Origin of the sequence: Brucella tritici (assembly GCF_008932285.1) — a bacterium.
Lineage (GTDB): Bacteria > Pseudomonadota > Alphaproteobacteria > Rhizobiales > Rhizobiaceae > Brucella > Brucella tritici.
Genome location: NZ_WBVY01000004.1, coordinates 844,517 through 868,146 on the forward strand (window position 1 = coordinate 844,517; position 23,630 = coordinate 868,146).

A 23,630-nucleotide genomic window follows, 5' to 3' on the forward strand; every position below is an offset into this window, starting at 1 on the left:
AGTTTCTGATCGGAGGGAAGTCCTTGCAGGAGAAAACAGCTCTCATCGTCGGTGTGACCGGACAGGACGGCGCCTATCTAAGCGAGCTTCTGCTCAATAAAGGCTATCGCGTGCATGGTCTGAAACGGCGGTCTTCCTCGTTCAACACGGCGCGTATCGATCATCTCTATCAGGACCCGCACGAGGAAGACATTCGCTTCCGCCTGCATTTTGGCGACCTGACGGACGCAACCAATCTATGCCGTGTCATTCAGGAAGTGCGGCCCGACGAGATTTACAATCTCGGCGCGCAAAGCCATGTCCAGGTCAGTTTCGAAACGCCGGAATATACGGCGAATGCCGATGCGCTTGGCACGCTGCGCCTGCTTGAATCCATGCGGATTCTGGGGCTCGGCAAGACATGCCGCTTTTACCAGGCATCCACATCGGAACTCTTCGGCAACAGTTCGCCCCAGGCACAGAACGAACAGACGCCTTTCGCCCCGCGCAGTCCTTATGCGACGGCAAAGCTCTATGCATACTGGACGACGGTGAATTATCGCGATGCCTATGGCTTCCATGCCTCCAACGGCATTCTGTTCAATCACGAAAGCCCGCTTCGCGGCGAAACCTTCGTCACCCGCAAGATCACAAGAGCCGTCGCGGCGATAGAACGCGGCCTTCAGGACAGGCTGCGGCTCGGCAATCTCGATGCCCGCCGTGACTGGGGCCATGCCCGTGACTATGTCGAAGGCATGTGGCGCATCCTGCAGGAAGACACTGCCGACGACTATGTGCTGGCAACCGGCGAAACGCACACCGTGCGCGAATTTGTCGAACATGCCTTCAAGGCCGTCGACAAGGAGATCGAATGGCAGGGCGACGGTGTGGAAGAAATCGGCCGCGACCGAAAGTCTGGCAATTGCCTGATCGAGATCGATCCGCGCTATTTCCGCCCGAACGAGGTCGACTTCCTGCTCGGCGATGCCTCCAAGGCGAAGAATCGCCTCGGCTGGCAACATACGACCGGCTTTGACCATCTCGTCACCGAGATGGTCGACTGGGATTTGCGCAATATCATGCGGGAGGTTGGACGCAATGACTTCTACGGCTGAAATCCCCGCCCCGCTCTATTCGCTCGAAGGCAAGAAGGTATTCATTGCCGGGCACACAGGAATGGTCGGTTCGGCCATCCTGCGCCGCCTGCAAGGCATGGACTGTGACATCATCACCGCCACGCACAACACCCTCGATCTGACCCGGCAGGGACTGACGGAAAATTTTGTCAGCGGACGCAAGCCGGATGTCATCATCATCGCAGCCGCTCGTGTCGGCGGCATTCTTGCCAATTCGCAATATCCGGCAGACTTTCTTTACGATAACCTCGCCATCGGGATGAACCTTATCCGCGCCGCCCAGCAAAACGGCGTCGAGCGCCTGTTGTGGCTCGGTTCAAGCTGCATCTATCCGCGCGACGCGGTGCAGCCTCTCACCGAGGATGCCCTGATGACAGGCCCGCTGGAAGCGACCAACGAAGCTTATGCCGTCGCCAAGATCGCAGGGCTTGAATATGCCCGCGCCTGCGCACGGCAATATGGCAATCACTTCATGACGGCGATGCCGACCAATCTTTACGGTCCAAACGACAATTTTGATCCCAACACCTCGCATGTCCTGCCGGCACTCATCCGGCGGATTCACGAGGCCAAGCTGCGAGGCATCGACCATGTCACCCTCTGGGGCACCGGCAAGCCCTTGCGGGAGTTCCTGCATGTGGATGACCTTGCCGATGCCTGCCTGCACATGCTGCGTTTCTACGACGGCACTGAGCCGATGAACATCGGTACGGGTGAAGAGATTTCAATCAAGGATCTGGCGATGACCGTCGCGCGCGTCGTCGGTTATGAAGGCCGCTTTGAACATGATCTCAGCAAGCCCGATGGGACGCCGCGCAAACTCCTCGACACCTCGCGGATGCGGACGCTCGGCTGGAAGCCGCAAATTCGTCTGGAGGACGGCCTGCGTGAAGTCTATCGTGATTGGTTGGAGGAAACCGCCGATCCTGTCGCCGCTTGAAGCCCCGGGAAAGCAAAATCCGCTTTCCCGATCAAGCCGCGACGTTCTCTCCGACATTATCAATCCTGGACAGGTCTCCCCAGCATCCCTCATGCTGGGGAGACGCGCAGCGTCGTCTGCAAATTTGGTTGAGGAAAAAAGCTCGCCCTATGAGGGCGAGCCGCCGCCGATCCTGCTCATGTCCAGCTCGACGCGCAGGATGTCACCTGGTTTGATTTCAGTGTTCTCGTTTGCAACGATATCCTGGAAACTGCCATTGACGTTACGGCTGATCGAAAAGACCAGTTTCTGGCGCAGGGTCGATGCAGAAATATTGCCGGAAGACTTGGCAATCTCAGCCATGGCCTGGAGTTGTGAATTGCTGCGGCGCTCCATGCGGGCAACATTGAGGTCAATGTCCTGCAAATTGGTGGCCGCCTCGCTTCTGCGGGTTTCTTCCAGATTGGCGATGCGCTGTTCCATGGCGAGCTGGTTCTGCCTTGCCCGCGCGAGAAAGGATTCCAGCTCCAGCGCAGCGCGCCGTGTAGCCGACAGATCGCGCTCCATGTCGCGAAGGTTGGACTTGGCTGCAAGACCACGATCCACGAGCGATTTGCTGGAATCGACATTCTCCTGCAATAGCTGGATTTCGGTGTCGTGCAGCTTGATGCTCTGCTGCAAGGTCTGGATTTCATCACCATAGCTCGCCGCTTGCGCTTCGAGCGCCTTTCGCTCCGCGGCAAGGTTGTTGCGACGGACATTGAACAATGTCTTTTCGCCCTCCAGCATCTGTTGCTGCAGGGAAGCCGTCTCCTTGTTTGCAAGCGTCTGATCCGACAAAGTGTAGGCGAATTCCGTACCGTCCAGTTCCGCTTGCAAGCGAGCCCTCCGGATCGCCATGGCGCTGAGTTGCATCTGCAGATCGGCATATTCCTGCTGTGCGGAAATGAGCTGCATACCGGCGGTCAAAGCCTGAGATTCAGTTTTGCCGGCTCCTCCCCCCAATGCCATCAGCTCAAGCACCGCCATGCCGGGCCGGAACTGGTACTTTCCTGGCGCCTTGACATCGCCGACGACGAATACCGGCGCATATTGATTGATTGTTGCAGTGACCGTCAGCCCCGGAATGTGCTGAGAAAGCGATCCCGCAATCTTCTCGCTGATCTCATTGGTGGTCAGTCCGGTGACTGAAATATTGCCTACCACCGGATAGCCGATATTGCCGTCCACATCGACAGGATAAAGCCCTGTAAGCGACGGCTGCCCGTAGACGGTAACCTGAAGCACATCGTCGGGGCCGACGCGATAGGCCTGCCCATCGGCAAGCGCTCCGAAACTGCCGCCCAAAAGCAGGAGCCCGGAAAGCACAGTGGCCTGGAGATGCATGCCGATGCGGTTTTTGATGATCTTGTGTGACATGGTTTGCCCCTCACGCCTGTTCCTGAACGCCATCTGTGGCTGGCTTGCGCCGTCGCGAGAACATGGCGCTCACGCTCCGCTTTGCCTTCTGCAGACCCAGCCCGCAAAGCACGACAGGTACCGTTATCCAGCTTCGATAGGACGAGGAATTGTGGTTCACGACCGCAAGCGCAGGCTTACGCCCGAAAGACGCCATCGTCTGGATGAGCGCATTGGTTGCGTGTTGATCCTGGCGGTCGGACGGCACGACGAGAAGCGCCGTATCCGTCGCCCGCGACAGGAGGACCGAACGCTTGTCTTCCATAACCGCCGGTAAATCCACGAGGATAATCTTGTGATCGGCGCGCAACTGGGCAATCAGATCGGCCAGCCAGTCACCCTCGCGCATCTGCCTGTTCGGCTTGATAATATCGATCCCTGAACCGTGATCATGCACAAGTGTTGCGCCAGTGAGCAAACGTCCGGTCGACACGCCACCGTAATCGCTGTGCGGAAGCCCGAAGGCCTCCGACAGGCCCGCTCGCTTGTTCGTCGCGTCGATGACCGCAACCGTCAGGCCCGTCGCCGCTATCTGTTGTGCAAGTGCGGTTATCAGCAGCGTCTTTCCCTCGCCGTCAGACAGTGAAACGACGGACAGCGCCAGCGAATCCCGACCGCGTGTCAGGACCCGAAGACGGTCATGGACCGACTTGATGGCGCGACCGAACGGGCTGGCCGGATCGAGACCGCGATTGACGAGAAGCGGCACAGTCAGCCGCGGCGAAACCGGCAGCAGCGTCGCTGCCGGAATGCCGGGCAGCACCAGAGATGCCGTTTGCGCAGGCCTGATCTTGTCGAATGTTTCCTTCAGCATGGTGCCAACAAGCGCGACGAGCCCGCCCAGCCCCAGCCCCAGCAGCAGCCAATTGGCGAAGTTCGGGCTGGCCTTGGCCATGGCCGGTTCGGCAGGCGAGATCATCTGCGCTTCCGGCGCGGCAATGCCGTCCTGCTCGATCAGCTGCTTGTAGCGTGTGAGATAACTTTCATAGACCGTGCGGCTGGCATTGGCTTCGCGGTCGAGCTGTCCGGCCTTGACTTGTGCCTGATTGGCTTCGGCAAGATCGGCTTCTGCTTTCGTCAGCGCATCTTCCAATCCGCTGCGCCTCTGCCGTGCGATCTGGATTTCATTGCCGAGACTCTTGATGATTTCGCCGACCTGGTTCGAAATCTGCTGCTTCAGCGCTTCCTGTTCGGCCTTCAACACCGGAATTTCGGCACTTTTCAGCGCTCCATTCGACTGTAACTCGCCAAGCTGACGCTCGACACGCGCCTCCTCATTGCGCAGGCTCTGGATCGCTGGCGATGCCAGCACTTCGGCGAGCGCAGGCGCTTCATTGTTGTTCTTCAACTCCTGGGCCGTGCGCAACCGCGCCTCGGCAAGCGAGACCGCCCCCGTTGCCGCGACAATCTCGCTGTTCAGCGCCGCAACGCGCTGGGCCTGAAAGCTGATCTGCCCCTGCTCGCCTGCAAGCCGGGATTTCTGGCGGAACTCTTCCGCCGCGCGTTCTGCATTTTCAAGATCGCTGCGCAAATTGCCCAGCTTATCGCCAAGCCAATCGCTGATACGCCGCGTGGCCGATTGCTGCACATCGATCTGGTGGTTGAGATAGGCCGTCGCAAAGGCATTGGCGACCTGCGCCGCATAAACCCGATCGGACGCACGATAGGAAATGAAAATCGTGTAGGACCGACCGTCATTGGTAACCCGCAACCGCGAGAGAAGAAGGTCGATCTGCTGGCGTTCGCGCATCACCGGATCGACATCACGCGCACCTTTCGCTTGCGAGCCCGTATCCGAAGCAGACGACAGCACCGTGCGCGAACGGAACTCCGTCGGCACGACAATGTTCTCCGCTTGCAGGATGTCGATGACTTTCCGCGCCATCATGCGCGAATTGATGATGTCGAGTTCGGACCGCAGAACCGGACTGTCCTGCGGTAGCGGCGTGATTGCGCTTTCACTGGGCAGTGCCTGCAATCGCCGCATATCCAGCACCAGTACCGACTCCGACACATAACTGACCGGTGCTGTAAGATAGCCCGCAAAGCCGACGCCGATGCCCGCAAGCACCGGCACGACAAGCATCATTCTTCTACGTTTTATAATATCGAGCAGATCAGCCACCGGCTGCCGCCCGTTTCCTGATGAAACGTCGGAGATAATCACCAAAATTCTCCTTCACGGAATAATTCAATCCGCAGGCTGCCGAACGCCCACTGGTCCAGTTTCCGACCTATTGCAGATCGGAAAACGAAGTCTCCGACGGAAACAGCTCGTTGATGATGCAAGCCACCTCGGTACGGTTGGACGCCTTCAGCTTCTTCATGATGTTGCGGATATGAACCTTCACCGTGCTTTCCCGCAGCTTCAGCTCATAGGCGATGATCTTGTTCGCCTTGCCCCGGCGCAGCGCATTGACCACTTCGGCCTGACGCTGGGTGAACATTCCGCCAAGAGGCTGCAGCCGCTGCGAATTCGGATCGGTGGCGTGACGCAGAGCCAGCACGCTGCTGGCCGGAACGAAAGTTCCACCTGCCATGGCGAGCCTTAATGCCTCAACGCAGACATTCACATTCACCGATGTTGGAATATAACCCTTCACACCGTGATCGAGCGCCTTGAGAACCTGCGAGATTTCTTCCTTGTCAGCCAGAAGAATGACAGGCGCCGGAGCGCAATCAGTAACGATGCGGTTGAGATAATTTCCGACAGCCGGGTCCGAAACCTTCTGGCCGCCGATGTTGAAAAGCACCGCGCCCGCCGTGCGGCCGCGCCGCTGATGCTGCCACTGCTCGAATGAGCTGAATGTGGCTATCGACATTTCGATGCTGTGGTTTGTCAGTCCATGTGCGAGGCATTCACGATCCAACGCACGGTTGTCTATGATGACCAGTAGCGGCAACATGCTTTCATTAGGCTGTTCAGGTTTAAAAGAACTATCTTTTGCTGCCCCAAAGCCATTATTTTTTAATTCACTCGTCCTGCTACTGAATTGTGGAGAAATGTTCATTTGTTCGCCCTCTAAATCAACTTATGCGCACGACCCCATTGTTTGCACATCACAATCACGGAAGCGCATTGGTTGCCTGTTTTGTTTTTCTTCTTGAGATCTAGATAGAACCCCGAAAGCAATTCTTGTTTTTGTTCTTATTTTGATGAAAAGACTGCCCGAAAATTCTTTGGGTGTCATTAACCTAGATTAAGGGGTTTCGCAAAATATGGTTTAGGTGAAGCGCGGATATATACCCAATTAGTGGTAGAAATTACTACCTTGCCAAAACAAATGCCCTCGCTGAAACTCATTTGAGGACCGGCTTCTTGGGCAGAGGCGGGAAAACGAATCGCGGGGAGCGCCAGACTTAAAACTTCTCTTCTCCTGTGCTGGGCGAAACGGCAGGTAGGCTCTATGGTGGTAAATGCCGACGAAGCAAGAACGCTGCGCCATTTTCTGGAAAGCGCACCCATTGGCGCGGTTTTCGATGAAAGCGATCTCAGCGTGCTCGGCGCCTTGCCCATGACGTCAAAAAACTATGCCGCGCACACGATCGTCAGTAGCCAGGGAGACTGGGCCAACTCCGTCCATATCATCAAGAGCGGGTGGGGCTGCATCTATCGCGATCTGCCCGACGGTGATCGCCAGATTCTCGACTTCCCCATGAAAGGTGATTTTCTAGGTTTTCGAACCGGACTCGGCTTCAATTATTATACGCTGATTTCGGTAACGGAGCTTTCCGTTCTCGAGATCTCTCTGGATCATCTCACCGAAAGCCTGCTCAAATCTCCTCGCCTTGCCATGACATTCATGGAACTGATGGCTCGCCAGCGCGCCATTCTGATCGAGCATCTCATCAGCATCGGTCGCCGCAGCGCGCTTGTGCGCATCGCACATCTGCTGCTCGAACTGGGCCACAGGGCGCGGATCAACGGAACGGGTGACGAGAACAGCTTCATCTGTCCCTTGACCCAGAGCGAGCTTGCCGATGCGCTGGGGCTTACGCCGATCCATATCAACCGCATGTTGCGCGAACTTCGCGAAGACGACCTGCTGGTTTTCCGCAACAATGAGGTCGAGTTTCTGAACCGCTCCGCCCTCGTTCATATTTCAAGCTTCGATGAGCACTATCTGACAATGGAAATCTTCCCGCGTGTTCGGATCAGCCGGTGAGTAGTTGGTGCTCCACCACCGATTTTCGAGAAAATATTGAAACAGAAGCCTCGCTTCGGCGTCTTTTTCTCCGTCGCAATTTGATGAAATCGCACTATCTTCACCAACGGAACCCAAAACTCGAAAGGATAGCATGATGAGGATAAGCGCCCGCAATCGACTGAAAGGAACCATCGTCGAAGTCACCAAAGGTGCAACCACATCCCACGTTCGGGTTGATATCGGCAATGGTGTGATCGTCACTTCGTCCATCACCAACGAGGCTGTTGACGAACTTGGCCTGAAGGCAGGCGGCACCGCCTATGCAGTGGTTAAGGCATCCGACGTCATGATTGCCGTCGACTGATCTCAGCGCTTTGCGTGCGAAGACATCTTCTTCGCACGCAAATCCATTCTTCAACAGTTCGTCATTTGCGATGGACTGGAATAGTTGCTCCCTTCATCCTAGTGGATTGAATTTGACGTTTGAATCCCGACTGACTGAGACGCTGTTTCAAACGTCAAATTTGAAAAATCCACTAGATACATAAAGTTACTAGTGGTCTTTGTGATTCCGACATTTGCTCGGCGCCTGTATCAGAGGGAGACAAATGTCGGAATCAGACCACTAGATTCAGGGCACATATCAAGGGAGCGCACATCATGACCTACAGCAAGAACCCGGAAGCGATTGCGAAGCTCACGCCGGAGCAATACCGTGTCACGCAGGAAAGCGGCACCGAGCGCCCCGGAACCGGCGAATATCTCTATAACAAGGAGCCGGGGATCTACGTCGATATCGTTTCCGGCGAGCCGTTGTTTGCCTCTGCCGACAAGTATGAGTCCCACTGCGGATGGCCCAGCTTCACCAAGCCGATCGAACCCGCAAATGTTGCGGAACTGAACGATGTTTCGCATGGCATGATGCGGACGGAGGTGCGCTCGGCGCATGGCGACAGCCATCTTGGGCATGTCTTCCCGGACGGACCGGTTGATCGCGGCGGTCTTCGTTACTGCATCAATTCGGCATCGCTCCGTTTCGTTCCGAAAGACCGGATGGAAGCAGAGGGATACGGCCAATATCTCGATCAGGTTGAAGATATCGGCTGAACAGAAAGTCAGATTGGAGGCATGGCTGCGCGAAGTATTTGAAATAAAATTCGTGCGATATGGAAATAATTTGGGTCCAGATTAATCGATCCACAGCCATTCAATAGCCTTGTGAAGTAAGACTTCTTTCTGTCGTAATGATCACTAATCTGGTCCGGCGCACCGCTTCGGCGGAATCAGGCAAATGCGCAGCCTCGGTATGATTATGCTATCACCACACATACCGAGGCTTTCCGGGGCTTTTGACCGGATTACCCCATAAATCTGTTCTATTCCTGATTATTTCCCTGCATGAATAGGTAAATCACCCGCTGAAACGGTTGCATTGACCGTGTGATTTCTATTGCAAATAGCGGGCAATTATATTCAATATACTGTCCAGCTATTATAGGAAGACCGATTTCGATCACGCAACATTTTGGGGGAGCGGCTTGGACAGCGCTGTTGGAGCCTACCGGATTTATTCCGAGAAGGAGTGCGCGGAAGCACCGGCACTTGACTGGCCCTATGTTTGCGCGCTGCATCTGCTCCGGAAACCCGTCGAAAGCGCGATTTCAGAGTTTCTGGCCTTCGTTGGTAATGCGTCGCGAGCCGACCGGGCATGGATGATCGAATATGCGCCCGATCTTCTGCGGTTTCGCAATACGCATGAATGGTGCAAGGGCGACACCACGGCCTATATTTCCGAACTTCAGGAAGCTCCCACCACACTGATTGCTTGGTTGCACCGTTATCTGACCGAAGGACAGGCCGTTGCCGTCCACGATGTCAGAGGTCTGCCACGCACTGCACGCCCCATTCAGGCAGAGTTCCTGCGGCAGGGAAACCAGAGCATTCTCAGCATACCGGTTTTTCACCAGGGCCGGCTGCGGGGGATCATCGGCTTCGATACGACCGCGGAAGCCAGACGCTGGTCACGCGCGGAAATCAAAGCCATGTTCCAGTGCGCGCACCTGATTGCACAGGCAAAATATGCGACACCCGATGAGGAGCCGGTTTCAGACGAAGAGCCCGACCCGACATCGATAATCTATGTCAGCAAACGCGGGGTAATGCGCGGGATTGCCCCGGAGGAAATCATCGGGGTTCGTTCGGCAGGCAATTACAGCGAGATATGGCTTGGCGACGGTTCCATGGTTCTCGATTCCAGACCGCTCGGCATATGGGCAGGCATTCTTCCGGCAAGTGTCTTTTTCCGCATTCACCGCACCACGTTCATAAACGTTCTACAGGTCTCGGACATAGACAGAAGCATGATCGACAAATGGCTGGTCAGGATGCGCGGCATCGATCAGGCATGGCCCGTCTCACGTTCCTATCGAAAGCCTTTGCGGGAGCGCCTGGGCTTCTAGCCTTTATTTCGCCTTACTTTTGTCCGCCCGTCGCCACAAAATTCCATGCAAATATGCAGGCTTTTCTCGCCGAAATGCCGTTTTTGCAGCAAACGAGCACAAATCCCGAACTTGCCTTAATTTGAAATCGGCAGTCACGACAGGTCCAGATGCGCCTTGATCGGCATGTCGTCATGGATGGGAACAGTCTGCCTTTCGATCATGCGATGAACGAGCGGCGGCTTGTCTCCCTTGTGCAAGGCAAGCAGTCGTTCCGACACTTCAGCATCGGCCTGGGTCCGGCGCTGGTTATGGCGGACATACTCAACCCAGGTCGGCACGTGATAACTTTCCGTCCAGGTTTCCGGGTTCTCCAGATCACGCAGCAGCGCCCATTGCCGGGCACCATCGCGGATACGCATACGACGGCGCAAGGCCATGGCTGAAAGGAACGCCGGAACATCTCCCTGCGCAATCTTGTAGTCGACCATAATCATGATCGGGCCGCTGCGCGAACGAAGATCCAGCCGAAGCTGCGGCTCGCTGAAACGGTTGAGGGGATCGAGATTGAGGTCTTCAAATTCAGGCTGCGGAAGAAGGAGACCGATCAGCGCGCCGAACATCAGCACCACGGCAGCAGCCAGAAGCGCACCCGGCACGCCATATTCGTCAGCGACCGCACCCCAGAGCCAACTGCCTGCCGCCATGCCGCCGAAAGTCGCCGTCTGATAGAGCGCCAGAGCACGCCCCACCACCCAGCGCGGCGTGGAAAGTTGAACCGTAACGTTGAACAGCGACAGCGCCAGAACCCACGAAACACCCGCAGGCAGCAGGAAAATGCAGCTCAGCCACATATTCCGGCCGATTGACAGCAGGGCACAACTGATCGCAAAGGCGACGAAAGCACCGCGCACCAGCCATTCATTGCCAAGAAGTTCGCGAAGCCGGGCACTGAGCAAGGCGCCGCCAATGGCGCCAAGCCCGAAAAAGCCCAGCATGATGCCGTAGGTAAGTGCAGTGCCGTGGACGAGATCGCGCGCGACAAGCGGCAAAAGCGCCAGAATGACAATCGCGGACAGGCCAAACAGAAAGCCCCGGAACATCACTTTGAGAAGGTTCGGCGACATGGCGACATAACGCAGCCCTGCCAGCATGGCCGGTCCAAGCGTTTCGCGCGGCAGGGTGGATTTGACCGTTTCCGGCTTCCACTGCCATAGCGCCAGAATGAGCGCACAATAGCTGAACGCATTGAAAATGAAGGCAAAAGCAGCGCCCGCCGCCGCAACGATGATACCGCCGATAGCCGGCCCGATGCTGCGCATGAGATTGAAGCTCATGCTGTTGAGCGCCACCGCCGCAGGCAGATCGGTGCGGGGTACGATATCCCCCATCGAAGCCTGCCAGGACGGGTTATGCAAGGCCCCGCCACAGCCGATCAGGAACGTGAAGCTGAGCAGCATCCAGGGCGTGAGGATGCCAAGATAGGCAAACGCCGCCAGCGCGACCGAAATAATCAGCAGCAGAACCTGGGCGGTGAGCATGATGCGGCGGCGGTCGAAATTATCGGCCAAGGCGCCTGCCGCAACTGAAAAGATCATCACAGGCAGGGTTGTCGAAGCCTGCACAAGTGCAACCATATCGTCCGAATGGGCGATGGTTGCCATCATCCAGCCAGCGCCGACCGTCTGCACCAGACCGCCGAGGTTGGAAACCAATGTAGCTGACCAGAGCGCCCGAAATGTTTTGTATTGGAAAGGCGCAAGGGGGGAAATTCTCTGCGGCACCGGACGACCTCCCGTTCCATCTGCCTAATAGAGCGGATACGTGAATCTCTCCCAAGGGACAAGGGGTTAAAACCATCGGCGCACGAGAATGATGATTGACTCCGCCTTTTCATTAGGTAGACTGGTCTACCTAATAGATGGACCAAATGTGATGAACGATCCTGCGACGCCCAGTTCAAAACCGGCACGTGAGCGGCTTCTGCAAGCGGCAGCAGAACTGTTTTACGATGCGGGTATTTCGGCGACCGGAATCGACGCGATCATCCAGCGTGCGGGCGTGGCAAAGCAGAGCCTCTACAACAACTTCACGTCCAAGGCGGAACTGGTGGCAACCTATCTGGAGCACCGTCATGCCGAATGGCTGGGCCTCTATGACAAGCGACTGGAAAAGGCAGCAAGCCCGATGGACGGGATACTGGCCATATTCGACGCCTATCGCGATCATGCAGAATTTGCCTACGAACACGGGTTTCGAGGCTGCGGCCTGCTGAATGCGGCAGCCGAACTGCCTGCTGGCGATCCGGGTCGCGAGGCGGTGAGAAAACACAAGGAGGAGGTCGAGGGCCTGCTTGTGACACATCTCACCGGCCTGATCCCCGACGACCCGCCTCGGGTCCGCCAGCTCGCCGTGCAGCTTTCCTTCATTCTCGAAGGAGCAATCATGCGGGCTGGCCTTGAAGGCAACAGTGCACGTCTTGGCGAAGCCAAGGCCATGGTCGCGACGATTTTGAAGTCTGAATAAAATGCAGTCATCGAAAAACTATCTTCTGGGCGTGACAGCCATCATCGTCGCTTCCACCATCTGGGGCACGACCGGCACTGCGGCAACCTTTGCGCCTGAAGTTGGCGCGGCTGCAATCGGTGCCGCGGCCATGGGCCTTGGAGGACTGGCGCAAGCGGCAATCGCATGGCGCGGACTGATCGCCTCGCGAAAGGCGCTCGCCGATCAATGGCGCATCCTCATACTGGGCGCGGTCTGTGTCGCAATCTATCCCCTTGCCTTCTATGGCTCGATGCGGATGGCTGGCGTGACCATCGGAACGGTCATTTCGCTTGGTTCCGCCCCGCTTCTTTCGGCAGCAATCGAGTATCGGCAAAGCGGCTTTCGCCCTTCGCTGCGCTGGCTGGCGGGTGCGACGGTCGGAATTATCGGCATGGTCCTGCTCAGCATGTCGGAGCATGGCGGTGCTCATGCCGAATCCGCCGGGAGTTCAACCCTCGCAGGCTCTATGGTCGGACTGATCGCAGGCTTTACCTATGCGCTTTATTCCTCATGCGCGCGCCAGTTGATGCAGCGCGGCATATCGTCGACAACCGCCATGGGCGCAACCTTCGGCATAGGTGGTCTTTTGCTGATGCCGGTTCTGATTGTCACCGGCGGACCGTTCCTCGCCTCGTGGAACAATGCGGCTGTCGGCCTATACATGGCTTTCGTACCCATGTTCCTCGGCTATGTCTGCTTCGGCTACGGGTTGAGCCGCGTTGAAACAAGCGTAGCGACGACGACCACGCTCTTCGAACCGGTTGTCGCCGCTTTCTTCGCGGTGGTGATTGTTGGCGAACGGCTTTCCACCCTCGGCTGGTTTGGTGTTCTTCTGGTTGTCATCTGCCTTGTCTGGATCACCATACCCACCCGCAATCAGAGAACGCCGCTGGAAGCACCAGAAGCCTCGGCTTGACATGCCTTAAGCCAGTCTTTCACTGCCTCAACAGATTCCGGATGGCGCGGCTTTCGCAGCGAAACCGCATAGAAATCTGCGCCCACCCGCAATTCTGTGGCCAATGGCTGGACGAGACTACCCGCTGCAACTTCCTTCTCCACGAAGAAACGGCTTGCCAGTGCCAGTCCCTGCCCGGCAATCGCCGCATCGATGGCAAGTGACGTCTGGTTGAAGCGAATATTCTTCGCCGATGTCGACACACCGCCCGTAAAAGCCTTCTCCAGATATTGCGGCCAGAAATTATGCGCGTCGTGCAGCAGCGGATAACGCTCCAGATTTTCTGGCTCGCCCGGATCGCCCAGCTTTTCGACCAGCGCCGGGCTTGCCACAGCGACAATCACATGCTCGAAAAGTAGCTCCGCATTTAGGCCCGGACCGAAAGGGGGCTCGCCGTAGCGAACCGCCAGATCGACGGCATCGGTCTGGAAATTGGCGACCTTGTCGCTGGCGACTATGCGCAATTCTATATCGGGCTGCGCACGCGTGAATTCCGCCAATCGCGGGATCAGCCATTTCGATGCAAAGGTCGGCGTTACGCTGATCGTCAGGTGCTGCGGTTCAGGCCGCAGCATTTCGGTCGCCTCCGAAAGCAGGTCGAACGCGCGCCGCACATTGGCAATGTATGCACGTGCCGGTTCCGTCATGACCAGCGTGCGGGGTTGGCGTTCAAAGAGTTTCAGTCCAAGCTCTGCCTCAAGACCGCGTATCTGCTGGGCCACCGCTGCCTGCGTCACGCCAAGTTCTTCCGCTGCCAGCCGGAAATTCAGATGTCGCGTGACGACTTCGAACACACGCAGACCATTGAGCGAGGGAAGTCTTTTCATGGAAAAACCGAATAGATTTTCTACTGTCTAACGTTACGCATTTTCGTTCGTCAGGATAGTAGCTCTCCGCTATAACGTCAAAGAATGGTTATCGGCAGTTGCGACTTTGCGCATTACTTCGGAAAGAGGAACGCATCATGACAGTAGAAAAAGTAGCGATTGTAACGGCTGGAGGAAGCGGTATGGGTGCAGCCGCCGCGCGCAGGCTTGCGCAAGACGGCTTCAAGGTTGCAATCCTCTCGTCGTCCGGCAAGGGCGAAGCGCTTGCGCAGGAACTGGGCGGCATCGGCGTTACCGGCTCGAACCAGTCGAATGAAAATCTGAAGCGCCTCGTGGACGCGGTTCTGGAAAAATGGGGCCGTATCGACGTGCTGGTAAACAGCGCAGGCCATGGCCCGCGTGCGCCGATCCTCGAAATTACCGATGAAGACTGGCACAAGGGAATGGACACCTATTTCCTGAATGCAGTTCGCCCGTCCCGTCTGGTCGTGCCGACGATGCAGAAGCAGAAGTCAGGTGTTATCATCAATATCTCGACCGCATGGGCATTCGAGCCGAGCGCCATGTTCCCGACTTCGGCGGTGTTCCGCGCCGGGTTAGCCTCTTTCACCAAGATCTTCGCCGACACCTATGCAGCAGACAATATTCGCATGAATAATGTTCTGCCGGGCTGGATCGACAGCCTGCCGAAGACCGAAGAGCGCCGGGCAAGTGTTCCGTTGCAGCGCTATGGCAAGAGCGAGGAAATCGCAGCGACGATCGCCTTCCTCGCATCGGATGGCGCCGCCTACATCACCGGCCAGAACCTCCGCGTGGATGGCGGCCTGACCCGGGCTGTTTGAACTAGAGCATGTCTCCCGAAAGTGGGAACCGGTTTCGGGATAAAGACATGCGTAAAAACAAGCAGATAGAGCATTTCCAATGATCCAATCAAAACAGGAAATGCTCTAAGACTCAACGGTGAGCCGCCGCATGGCGGCTGCCGTTTCCTCATTGGCGGGGAAGAAGGTCTCGATGACCACTTCCGACAGCGTGATATCGACGGCGGTGCCGAATACCGTCGTCGCGCTCAAAAACTCCAACGGGCCTTCGCGGCTATCGATCCTGAGCGGAATGGCCACTGGATTGTCAGTGACAGTACCCCCGCCCGAAGAGGCTGCGCGCGCGGGGACCGGATAGGATTTCAGTTCATCGAGAAGTGCTGCCAGTCGCGGATCGGCTGAATTGTCCGCATCGCGGGCGAGGCGCGCAAGAATATGGCTGCGCCACTGCCTGAAATTCAGGATGCGCGGGGCCAGCCCTTCCGGATGCAGGCTGAGGCGAAGCGCGTTCACCTCCCCCTGCAGAAGATGTTCTGCCACCCCCTCGGTCAGAACACCTACCGCCTTGTTCGCCAGAAGCAGTGTCCAATGCCTGTCGATAGCAAGTGCGGGATGCGGGTTGTGTCCGTGCAGCAGGGCTTCGATCACGCTTCGCGCAGCGGCAAATTCCGGCGCTTCCAACCCTCGCTCACCATGAACCGGGGCATATCCGGCAGCAGCCAGTATCCGGTTGCGTTCCCGCAGCGGCACGTCCAGATGCTCGACCAGACGCAGAACCATCTCGCGGCTTGGCGCCGAGCGCCCGGATTCCAGAAAACTCAGATGACGCTGCGAAATCTCGGCCTCCACCGCCAAGGATAGCTGGCTGAACCGGCGACGCTGCCGCCATTCCCTGAGAAGCGAACCGACTGTCTGTTGCGTTTCGGTCATAGGCCCGTCCGATCCTTTCAACGATTTGACTGCCCATCATGGCTGGCAGATGCATTCTGGAATGCGCCGCAAAATTCATAGCAACAATTACCTCTCACGTAATCGACCCCATAACGCAACAGGGCAAATATGCAGCCAGCCCGAAGAACGGGACGTCAAAATAAAAGGTCGATAGGATGAAAACCCCACAAACCGTATTTGCTCTCAAGCCACTCATCGCCATTGATGCCATCACCTGCGCTGCAATGGGTGTCGCACTTGTCGTCGCCTCAGCACCGATGGGCGAACTGACTGGAATTCCAGCGTCGTTGCTTTACTGGGCAGGCGTACTGCTGCTGCCAGTGGCGGCCTTTATGGCCTGGGTGTCGCGGAGCGCAAATCCGCCAGCATGGGCGGTGAACCTCGTCATTCTTGGCAATGGCGCATGGGTAGCAGCCAGCCTTTTCCTGCCTGTTGCGGGGATGATTACCCCCAATCTGTTCGGCTGGGTCTTTCTCGTTGGTCAGGCCGCGGCAGTGACTGTGCTCACCGGGCTCGAAGTTCGCGCCGCCCGTACGCTTCAAGCTGCATTCTGATCGAACGGAGGCATCAAATGACCGCTTATGCAATCGCACAGCTTCGCAATGTCCGGGTCAACCAGGGAATTGTCGATTATCTGAAAGCCATCGATGGAACTCTGGCGCCTTTCGACGGACACTTCATCATTCACGGTGGACCGAAGGATGAACTGGAAGGTCTGTCACCCGACGATCTGATCGTCATCGCTTTTCCCGATCTCGCGACGGCGCGCAACTGGTATGCCTCGCCTGCCTATCAGGCAATCATCGAATGGCGCAGGCAAGGATCGGAAGGAGAGGTGTTTCTGATCGACGGCGTCGATAAGCATCACCGCGCCGCCGATATTCTATAAAGCCGAACCAATCCGGCGACAGTCTTCACACTGTCGCCGGATTTTCCGTTCAGGCCGCATAACGTTTGGTGCCATCCATCCAGGTTTCGCTGACCTTGATCTTGCCGATCTTCACATCGGGCGCGGTGGGATCTTCTTCCAGAATGGCGAAGTCTGCGAACTTTCCGGTTTCCAGCGAGCCGATCTGGTCTTCCATATGGCACTGCCAGGCCGCATCGATGGTGACGGCGCGCAGCGCTGCATCCACCGGGATGCGCTCTTCAGGGAAGAACACGTCGCCGCCTTCATTCATCACGCGGGTGACGGCATCCTCGACATAACGCAGCGGTTCGATCGGCGTCACGTTCCAGTCGGAATGAAGCGATATCTTGAGGCCCGCTGCCAGCGCCGACGCACACGGATCATAGAAGCGGGCGCGTTCAGGCCCCAGAAGACGGTCGCGAAACGCCTTGCCCCACCAGCGCACATGGCCGATCAGGAAAGACGGCGAAACGCCCATATCCTTCATGCGCACCATTTGTTCCGGATGGAAAACGCTGCAATGTTCGATACGATGGCGAAGATCGCTGTTCGAGGTCTTTCCGAGCACGGCCTCGTAAGCATCCAGAACCATATCGATTGCCGCATCGCCATTGGCGTGAACGCCAACCTGCCAGCCGCCATCATGCGCCCGGCGGATTACGTCCGTGACTTGTTCCAGGCTGTAGTTCAGTGCGCCACGTTCATCGGTGCCCAGATAGTTCTCGCGCATATAGCCGGTCTGCGCCTGATTGGAGCCATCCGCCCACGCCTTGATGCCATCGACGCGGAAAAGATCGTTGCCGCGACCGGGCTTGATCCCTTCCTTTTCCCATTCATCCATGATCGTGGACACGAGCATGCCGCGATAACGCACCGGGGCCTTGCCTTCGCCCAGAACCGCATCGAGGATTTTCAGGTCCTGCGCACCAGCCATGATGCCGATGCCGCAATCGTGCAGCATGGTGCAGCCAACGGAACTTGCGTGATCCAGAAAACGCTGGACGCGCCCGATCATATCCGCCGCCGTCGGAGACGGCATGACGCCAAGGAATTCCTGCTGCGCCGCCATCTCTTCCAGACGCCCGGTCAGGTTGCCATTGGCATCCTTCACAAAGCGCGCACCGGATGGATCAGGCGTCTCGCGGGTGATGCCTGCCGCCTTGAAGGCCGCACTATTGGCATAGGCGATATGACCGTTGCTTTCCTGCATGAAGAACGGATTGTTGGGCGCAAGCGCATCCAGTTCGGCAATCGTCGGAATTTTGGCGTCGCGGGTGATGCTGGCATCAAACTGCTGTGCGCGTACCCATTCGCCCGGCTTGGCATCCGCCACGCCCTTCTGCAGCTTCGACCAGACGGTCGCGTAATCCGGTGTCGTGATCGGGCTGACATCGATCCAATCCTCGAAGGCCGTGAACACGAAATGCATATGCGGATCGATCAGGCCGGGCATCAGGGTCCGGCCCTGAAGGTCCACCACCTGCGCGCCGGAACCGATGGCCGATTGCACGTCATCCAGCTTGCCAACAGCCAAAATCTTGTTGCCGCGAACGGCAATCGCTTCGGCACGCGGCGCCTTGTCGTTCATGGTCAGGATCGTCCCGCCCTTGAAGATGATGTCGCCCGCCGGTGCCGCAGCCTGCTGTGCCAAGGCCATACCCGGCGCAGAACAGGCGAAAGCCGAAGTTGCGGCGGCAGCGCCGAGATATTTGAGAAAATCACGTCTTGAGGCCGTGGACCGCAGGAACGCCACCATACCAGGATTACAGGCTATACACATCCGAATACCCTTCGTTATCGCCACAGCAAAAAGATCATCGTTCTAACGATGACTAATTTTCTGATTGGGACGATAATGAATCAGTATTACAAATTATTAAATAGAAATTATTCTTGCATTAATTAGATATTGCTAAAATAAATATTATCGAACAAGAGGAATCATCAGTAATAAACATCAAGCTACATATATGTTTTAGCTTTCCGATTTCTCGTGCCCACGATTTTTGAAACAACCGTTTTCACGACAGGGCGAACACGAGACACACCAGAATGCACATGAAAAATCCGCCGAAAATCGGCGGACCTCATGACAATACTCACAATTGCCCGATACGTCGTCAGCCGCGTTTGGTTTTTCGCTGCGCCCGCTTGGCTGTATTATGCGCTATGGCGGCATGAACGAGCGCAATGAAGGCATTCTCGTCGACCTTATCACCCTCGCTTATATCGAGCGCGCGGCGCGTATTACCGTCCAGACTGGAATTGAAGATGCTGGCCGGATCGTCCAGCGCTGCGCCATTGGCAAAGGTCAGCTTGACAACCTTCTTGTAAGTTTCGCCGGTGCAGATGATGCCGTCATGCGACCAAACCGGAACGCCGCGCCATTTCCATTCCTCGATCACGTCCGGATCGGCCTTTTTGATGAGCGCCCGCATTCTGGCAAGCGTCGCGCCCCGCCAGTCGCCTAGCTCGGCAATCCGCCCATCGATAAGCTTTGAAGCCTCATTATCGTCTGCCATGAAATATCTCCTCCCAGAGCGCGTTTCGATCTGCGCTCAAACCTACATTTTTTCGCCTGGCAGCAGACTTGCCTGTCTGATCCAGTCCGTCAGCTGGGCTTCATCCACATCGTCGTGCTCATGAATATGGAAGTAGCGCGTGTCCTGGCTCTTGGATTCGACCGGCGGCATCGGTTTCAGCTTTGCGCCACGAAAGAAGGCCACCTTTATATATTTGTCGAAGCAATGATAGCTGAGGAACCAGCCCTCCCCCTTCAAACCATAGAAGGGAGAATTCCATTTAACCGCCTTGTGCACGTCGGGAACGGTCCGCACGACAAGAGCGTCGAGGCGGCGACCTGCTTCGCTTTTCCAGCCCGGCATGGCGGCGATATAGGCCTGAACCGGCGCGTCCCCTTCCCCTTTTGCAATCTGGGGATTGCCGCCCGACAAAAGCACCGGACCGTCAGGTTTTTTATCGGTCATCGCGTTTCCTCCACTGTTCATCGTCCGCCGCTCCCTCATTGAGGCGACCATAACATCTCATCTGGTTTGCAACCAAGCTTTGGATGACAGGAAAGAACAACTCCCGTTTCGGCCCCGCCTCGTGTAAGCAAAGCTGACCACACCAAACAAGCAGATGGCAATGAGACGATTTTTCAACCTTGCGGCACTCGGGATTGCTCTGGCATTTCTATCGCCGGGCCAGATCAACCTTGCTTTCGCGGAAGAAAATCTTCCTCGCCTCCTGCCAGAACCCGGCGTGAGCGCGCATGTCGAAAGACGCAAAGAGGGTTATGTTCTGGTCCAGCCCGATGGGTCGCAACTCGTTTTGCTGGATTCCGACTGGCTCAACGGGCTGGACGGGCCTGTCGGCTTTAAAACTGGTGATTACGATTTCGATGGCTACACCGATTTCGCTTTGAGCGCGCGGGAAGCGGGAAGCCTCGATGTCGGCGTTGCGATTTATCTCTACAATCCGAAGGTCAAAGCCTTTTCTCCCCTGATAATCGAGGACGAAATCGGCGGGAAACTGAACTGCGGCGAGCTATGGAATGTCGAGCGCATCCCGGAGCGAAAGCTCATCAAAAGCAGTTGCAGTCTGGACGGGCATTATAGCCGGGTAGACATCCTGTCGATCGATCGCGACCAGACGGTGCGGCTTGTCGAACAGTCGCGCCCGGAAGAGCAGATGTCCGGCTGGCCCTACCTGATAAAACCCATGCGCATGGTCACCTATGACGCACAGGGAAACAGCGTTCTTGAAGTGCCTCTCGCACCGGATGAAACGGAACAAGGCTGGGAAGTCCCGCGGGAAAAGCTGACCCTGTACAGCAATCCTGACCGGCAAAGCGCTACAAGCTCCCATCTGGCCAGAGGCGACAAGGTACGCAAACTTGCTTATGCCGGTGATGACTGGATGAAGATCGCCTATCAGGGCAAAACCGGACCGCTGGAAAGCTGGATATCCCTGAAAGAAGCCTATGATCTTGCGGTATGGCAGGCAGATAACGGACAAAAGCCGCAATCACTGGAACTTGGTCTCGCGGATTACAGCGGGGTCGACAAGGATCAGGATTACTACAAGCACCTGTTCACGCTGACGCTGGCAAATGAAAGCCGCGAAGCCGTGGAACTGAGCTATGGCGAATTGCACCTGATTTTCACATCTGTCGACGGCCAGCAGACCACGCATAAGCTCTATGACCTCTTCAACAAGACCCTGGAGCCGGGAAAGAGCGAAACGCTCGACGATAATCCCGTCCAGAAGCGAAACGGCCAATATGTGATCTATCACCCTGTTGATGATGACGACGCCTATTCGTCCTTCTTCCCGGAAGGACTGGCTGTCGGGAAATACAAGATTCGCCCTGTTGTGACTGGCCCCAACCTCAAGAACCCAATCTACGGTCTGGACGAGATCGAGATGGATTATCCGCCTGAACTACCGGACAGCCTGATCGAGCCGTGAACTGGCGCTTGAGCGTGCAAGTGCATCCAGCGCCATGCTCATCGGCAGAGCGGGCGCAAACAGGAAACCCTGCCCGCTGTTGCAGCCAAGTTTACATAGCGTATCGCGGTCTTCCTCCGTCTCGATGCCCTCGGCAGTAACCTTGATGCCAAGGGCATCGCCCAGCTCGACCATAGCCCGCACGATATGCTGGTCGCCCTCGGAATCGGCGATACCGCGCACGAAAACCTTGTCGATCTTGATCTTGGTGATGAGCCCCTTCTTCAACGAGGCGAAGGTCGCAAAGCCGGTGCCGAAGTCGTCCAGCGCGATAGAGACACCGGCGTTCGACAACGCGCCCAGACTGTCGTTCATCCCGCGCTGATCGAAGGGAGTTTCCTCCGTAATCTCGATCTCGAGCATGGAAATCGTCAGATCACGCCTTTCCATCTGGGACAGTATTTCATGCGGAATCCGGCCGCCTGCCAGCTCGCGCGGCGACAGGTTCATGGCGACGGTCAAATCGCTGCGTCCGCTCTCGGTGAGCTTGTCGATCATCTCGCAGCAATTGAAGAGCACATTATGCGTGAGTTGTCGCACCACACCCACTTCGCAGGCGACATCGATGATTTCCGGCGGGGGAATTGTGCCGTGCTGCGGATGATCCCAGCGCAGCAGAGCCTCGAAACCGATCATGTGCCCGCTGGAGAGTTCCACCACCGGCTGGAAATAGGTTTGCACCTGCCCGGTTTCGATTGCGATGCGCAGATCACGCTCGATGCTTTGCTTGCGCTCCCACTCGTGCTGAAGTCGCTTCTCGAAAAAGTAATATTCGTTGCGACCGCGTTTCTTGGCGGCATAAAGCGCAAAGTCGGCGCGCAGCAGCATCTCGACCGGATCAAGACGCTCCAGCCGACAGATACCGACACAGGCGCCGATCTCCACCGACAAAATACCCTCATAATGGGCGGTCAGACTGCCGATAATGCGGGCGGCCACCAATCCGGCCTCGATCTTTGCCGGAGGTTCGGGATAGACGAGCACGAATTCATCGCCGCCGATACGCGCCAGAACGGAACGCTCCGGCGAGACCTGACGGATACGCTGCGCAATGGCGACAAGAAGATCATCGCCCACCTTATGGCCATAGGTATCGTTGACTGACTTGAACCCGTCCAGATCGATCAGCATGACGATGAACGGGCCTTCCTTCACAGGATAAAGGCGAATGGAGGTTTCAAGGCCGCGCCGGTTGAAGAGCCCCGTCAGCGGATCTTCCTGTGATTTGAGCGCCATTTCGTCTGCAAGCTGCTTGGCCTCATGTTTCAGCCTGCTCGTCTGAATGAAGCGGTTCTGCCCCAAAAGTGCGCCGCGTGTAAGCCCGACCCAGAACAGCACCACGGCAACAGCAATGACGCCATATTGCAAGTCGGCCTGCAGGGCCAGACACACCACCGTCACGACAAGGGGCGGCGTTATGAAATTGATTGCAACGACAGCATAGGACGAGCCGTAGGTAACGGCGCCCGCGCATATGCCAGCCAGGATGACCAGATAGACTGACGATTGGGGATCAGAGAACCCATGGGAAAGAATGGCAACGCCAGCCCAGACGACACCGGCCAGTGCGCCAAGCAGTTGAAAGCGGGCAAGCTGGCGCTGAAGAACTGCCATATTCTCAACTGGCGCAGCCGGGCTTCTATAATAGGCAATGGCATCGATAAAGCGCAGCGCATTGATGATATTGACCAGCGCGAACCAGATAATGGGCATCCAGAAATGCCCGGCAGCAATCTGGACCAGCAATATGAGCACGGACAGAATCGTGCTGATAGGCATCGAAAAGCGCGCGCCGTCGCAAATCTCCCTGAGCTGGTCCGCAAGTATCTTGTCGGCTATCGGACTGTCCTGCCTGCCATATGCCGACCTGACCAGTTGAAGCCAATATTCAGTTCTCGACCCCATTTAAACGCCACCACTGGCCAGAGCACGTTCAGCTTTTTTGATCAGGACGCCCCTCCTGTCCTGATCAAAAAGGAATGACAGCAAACCTGCCCCCAATTGGCAAGTATAACATGCATGTAATCTA

Annotated in this window: 22 protein-coding genes; 12 read left to right on the forward strand and 10 right to left on the reverse strand. The window is 56.7% G+C overall.

From position 1 onward, the window contains the following. Positions 1 to 23: 23 nt before the first annotated feature. Together gmd and F9K94_RS18480 are read left to right on the forward strand one after the other, a co-directional pair. A complete protein-coding gene (gmd, locus tag F9K94_RS18475; protein WP_061347792.1) occupies positions 24 to 1,094 on the forward strand; it encodes a GDP-mannose 4,6-dehydratase in 1,071 nt (356 codons plus the stop codon). Beyond that, positions 1,078 to 2,055, forward strand: a complete 978-nt coding sequence (locus F9K94_RS18480) for a GDP-L-fucose synthase family protein (RefSeq protein ID WP_151647534.1) — start codon at positions 1,078 to 1,080, stop codon at positions 2,053 to 2,055. Before gmd ends, F9K94_RS18480 begins: the two co-directional genes overlap by 17 nt. A 147-nt stretch (positions 2,056 to 2,202) precedes the next feature. Here the strand turns inward: F9K94_RS18480 and F9K94_RS18485 are convergent, their stop codons facing one another. The 3 genes from F9K94_RS18485 to F9K94_RS18495 form a co-directional block, all read right to left on the reverse strand. Then, a complete protein-coding gene (locus F9K94_RS18485; RefSeq protein WP_151647536.1) occupies positions 2,203 to 3,453 on the reverse strand; it encodes a polysaccharide biosynthesis/export family protein in 1,251 nt (416 codons plus the stop codon). Positions 3,454 to 3,463: 10 nt separating this feature from the next. Next, positions 3,464 to 5,659: a GumC family protein gene (locus tag F9K94_RS18490; protein WP_151647538.1), complete on the reverse strand. Its 2,196-nt coding sequence runs from the start codon at positions 5,657 to 5,659 to the stop codon at positions 3,464 to 3,466. Positions 5,660 to 5,726: 67 nt separating this feature from the next. Next, positions 5,727 to 6,398, reverse strand: a complete 672-nt coding sequence (locus F9K94_RS18495; protein ID WP_235813546.1) for a response regulator transcription factor — start codon at positions 6,396 to 6,398, stop codon at positions 5,727 to 5,729. 501 nt (positions 6,399 to 6,899) lie between these two features. Between F9K94_RS18495 and F9K94_RS18500 the strand changes: the two genes are divergently transcribed. The 4 genes from F9K94_RS18500 to F9K94_RS18515 all read left to right on the forward strand — a co-directional run bounded on the left by F9K94_RS18500 (position 6,900) and on the right by F9K94_RS18515 (position 10,099). After that, a complete protein-coding gene (locus F9K94_RS18500) occupies positions 6,900 to 7,658 on the forward strand; it encodes a Crp/Fnr family transcriptional regulator (RefSeq protein ID WP_151647540.1) in 759 nt (252 codons plus the stop codon). Positions 7,659 to 7,794: 136 nt separating this feature from the next. Continuing rightward, positions 7,795 to 8,004, forward strand: coding sequence for a TOBE domain-containing protein (locus F9K94_RS18505; protein ID WP_061347911.1), 210 nt, complete (start codon positions 7,795 to 7,797; stop codon positions 8,002 to 8,004). Positions 8,005 to 8,300: 296 nt separating this feature from the next. Beyond that, positions 8,301 to 8,747 carry a peptide-methionine (R)-S-oxide reductase MsrB gene (msrB, locus tag F9K94_RS18510; protein ID WP_151647542.1) on the forward strand — a complete coding sequence of 149 codons (447 nt, stop codon included), beginning with the start codon at positions 8,301 to 8,303 and terminating at the stop codon, positions 8,745 to 8,747. A 431-nt stretch (positions 8,748 to 9,178) separates the two neighbouring features. Continuing rightward, on the forward strand, positions 9,179 to 10,099 hold the full coding sequence (locus F9K94_RS18515) for a LytTR family transcriptional regulator DNA-binding domain-containing protein (protein WP_151647544.1): 921 nt from the start codon (positions 9,179 to 9,181) through the stop codon (positions 10,097 to 10,099). Positions 10,100 to 10,233: 134 nt separating this feature from the next. On the opposite strand, the gene F9K94_RS18520 is transcribed toward F9K94_RS18515, so the two are convergent. After that, positions 10,234 to 11,862 (reverse strand): MFS transporter, encoded by a 1,629-nt coding sequence (locus F9K94_RS18520; protein WP_151647546.1) that lies wholly within the window; start codon positions 11,860 to 11,862, stop codon positions 10,234 to 10,236. A gap of 151 nt (positions 11,863 to 12,013) precedes the next feature. Here F9K94_RS18520 and F9K94_RS18525 point away from each other — a divergent pair, with 151 nt between their 5' ends. Continuing rightward, the gene (locus tag F9K94_RS18525) at positions 12,014 to 12,604 is read left to right on the forward strand and encodes a TetR/AcrR family transcriptional regulator (protein WP_151647548.1); all 591 of its coding nucleotides are present in this window, start codon (positions 12,014 to 12,016) and stop codon (positions 12,602 to 12,604) included. Position 12,605: 1 nt separating this feature from the next. Then, positions 12,606 to 13,541: a DMT family transporter gene (locus tag F9K94_RS18530; RefSeq protein WP_151647550.1), complete on the forward strand. Its 936-nt coding sequence runs from the start codon at positions 12,606 to 12,608 to the stop codon at positions 13,539 to 13,541. On the opposite strand, the gene F9K94_RS18535 is transcribed toward F9K94_RS18530, so the two are convergent. After that, positions 13,502 to 14,407 carry a LysR substrate-binding domain-containing protein gene (locus tag F9K94_RS18535; RefSeq protein ID WP_151647552.1) on the reverse strand — a complete coding sequence of 302 codons (906 nt, stop codon included), beginning with the start codon at positions 14,405 to 14,407 and terminating at the stop codon, positions 13,502 to 13,504. The genes F9K94_RS18530 and F9K94_RS18535 overlap by 40 nt on opposite strands. Positions 14,408 to 14,544: 137 nt before the next feature. Here F9K94_RS18535 and F9K94_RS18540 point away from each other — a divergent pair, with 137 nt between their 5' ends. After that, positions 14,545 to 15,249 (forward strand): SDR family oxidoreductase, encoded by a 705-nt coding sequence (locus tag F9K94_RS18540; protein ID WP_151647554.1) that lies wholly within the window; start codon positions 14,545 to 14,547, stop codon positions 15,247 to 15,249. 105 nt (positions 15,250 to 15,354) lie between these two features. On the opposite strand, the gene F9K94_RS18545 is transcribed toward F9K94_RS18540, so the two are convergent. Continuing rightward, positions 15,355 to 16,158 carry a helix-turn-helix domain-containing protein gene (locus F9K94_RS18545; protein ID WP_151647557.1) on the reverse strand — a complete coding sequence of 268 codons (804 nt, stop codon included), beginning with the start codon at positions 16,156 to 16,158 and terminating at the stop codon, positions 15,355 to 15,357. Positions 16,159 to 16,334: 176 nt separating this feature from the next. Between F9K94_RS18545 and F9K94_RS18550 the strand changes: the two genes are divergently transcribed. Both F9K94_RS18550 and F9K94_RS18555 read left to right on the forward strand, forming a co-directional pair. Further along, positions 16,335 to 16,733: a hypothetical protein gene (locus tag F9K94_RS18550; RefSeq protein ID WP_151647559.1), complete on the forward strand. Its 399-nt coding sequence runs from the start codon at positions 16,335 to 16,337 to the stop codon at positions 16,731 to 16,733. Positions 16,734 to 16,750: 17 nt separating this feature from the next. Further along, the gene (locus F9K94_RS18555; protein WP_010658552.1) at positions 16,751 to 17,068 is read left to right on the forward strand and encodes a DUF1330 domain-containing protein; all 318 of its coding nucleotides are present in this window, start codon (positions 16,751 to 16,753) and stop codon (positions 17,066 to 17,068) included. Positions 17,069 to 17,117: 49 nt separating this feature from the next. Here F9K94_RS18555 and F9K94_RS18560 read toward each other — a convergent pair whose 3' ends face one another. From F9K94_RS18560 to F9K94_RS18570, 3 genes are all read right to left on the reverse strand, one after another. Continuing rightward, complete coding sequence (locus F9K94_RS18560; protein WP_151647561.1) at positions 17,118 to 18,869, reverse strand: amidohydrolase; 1,752 nt, start codon at positions 18,867 to 18,869, stop codon at positions 17,118 to 17,120. Positions 18,870 to 19,209: 340 nt separating this feature from the next. Then, a complete protein-coding gene (locus tag F9K94_RS18565; RefSeq protein WP_151647562.1) occupies positions 19,210 to 19,611 on the reverse strand; it encodes a DUF1801 domain-containing protein in 402 nt (133 codons plus the stop codon). A gap of 42 nt (positions 19,612 to 19,653) precedes the next feature. Further along, entirely contained in the window at positions 19,654 to 20,076 is a 423-nt protein-coding gene (locus F9K94_RS18570) for a DUF1801 domain-containing protein (protein ID WP_151647564.1), read from the reverse strand. Between the two features lie 160 nt (positions 20,077 to 20,236). On the opposite strand from F9K94_RS18570, the gene F9K94_RS18575 reads away from it, so the two are divergent. Continuing rightward, positions 20,237 to 21,562, forward strand: coding sequence for an SH3 domain-containing protein (locus tag F9K94_RS18575; protein ID WP_235920648.1), 1,326 nt, complete (start codon positions 20,237 to 20,239; stop codon positions 21,560 to 21,562). Here the strand turns inward: F9K94_RS18575 and F9K94_RS18580 are convergent. Further along, positions 21,536 to 23,506 (reverse strand): putative bifunctional diguanylate cyclase/phosphodiesterase, encoded by a 1,971-nt coding sequence (locus tag F9K94_RS18580; protein WP_061347773.1) that lies wholly within the window; start codon positions 23,504 to 23,506, stop codon positions 21,536 to 21,538. The two genes, F9K94_RS18575 and F9K94_RS18580, sit on opposite strands and share 27 nt — an antisense overlap. Positions 23,507 to 23,630 lie beyond the last annotated feature (124 nt).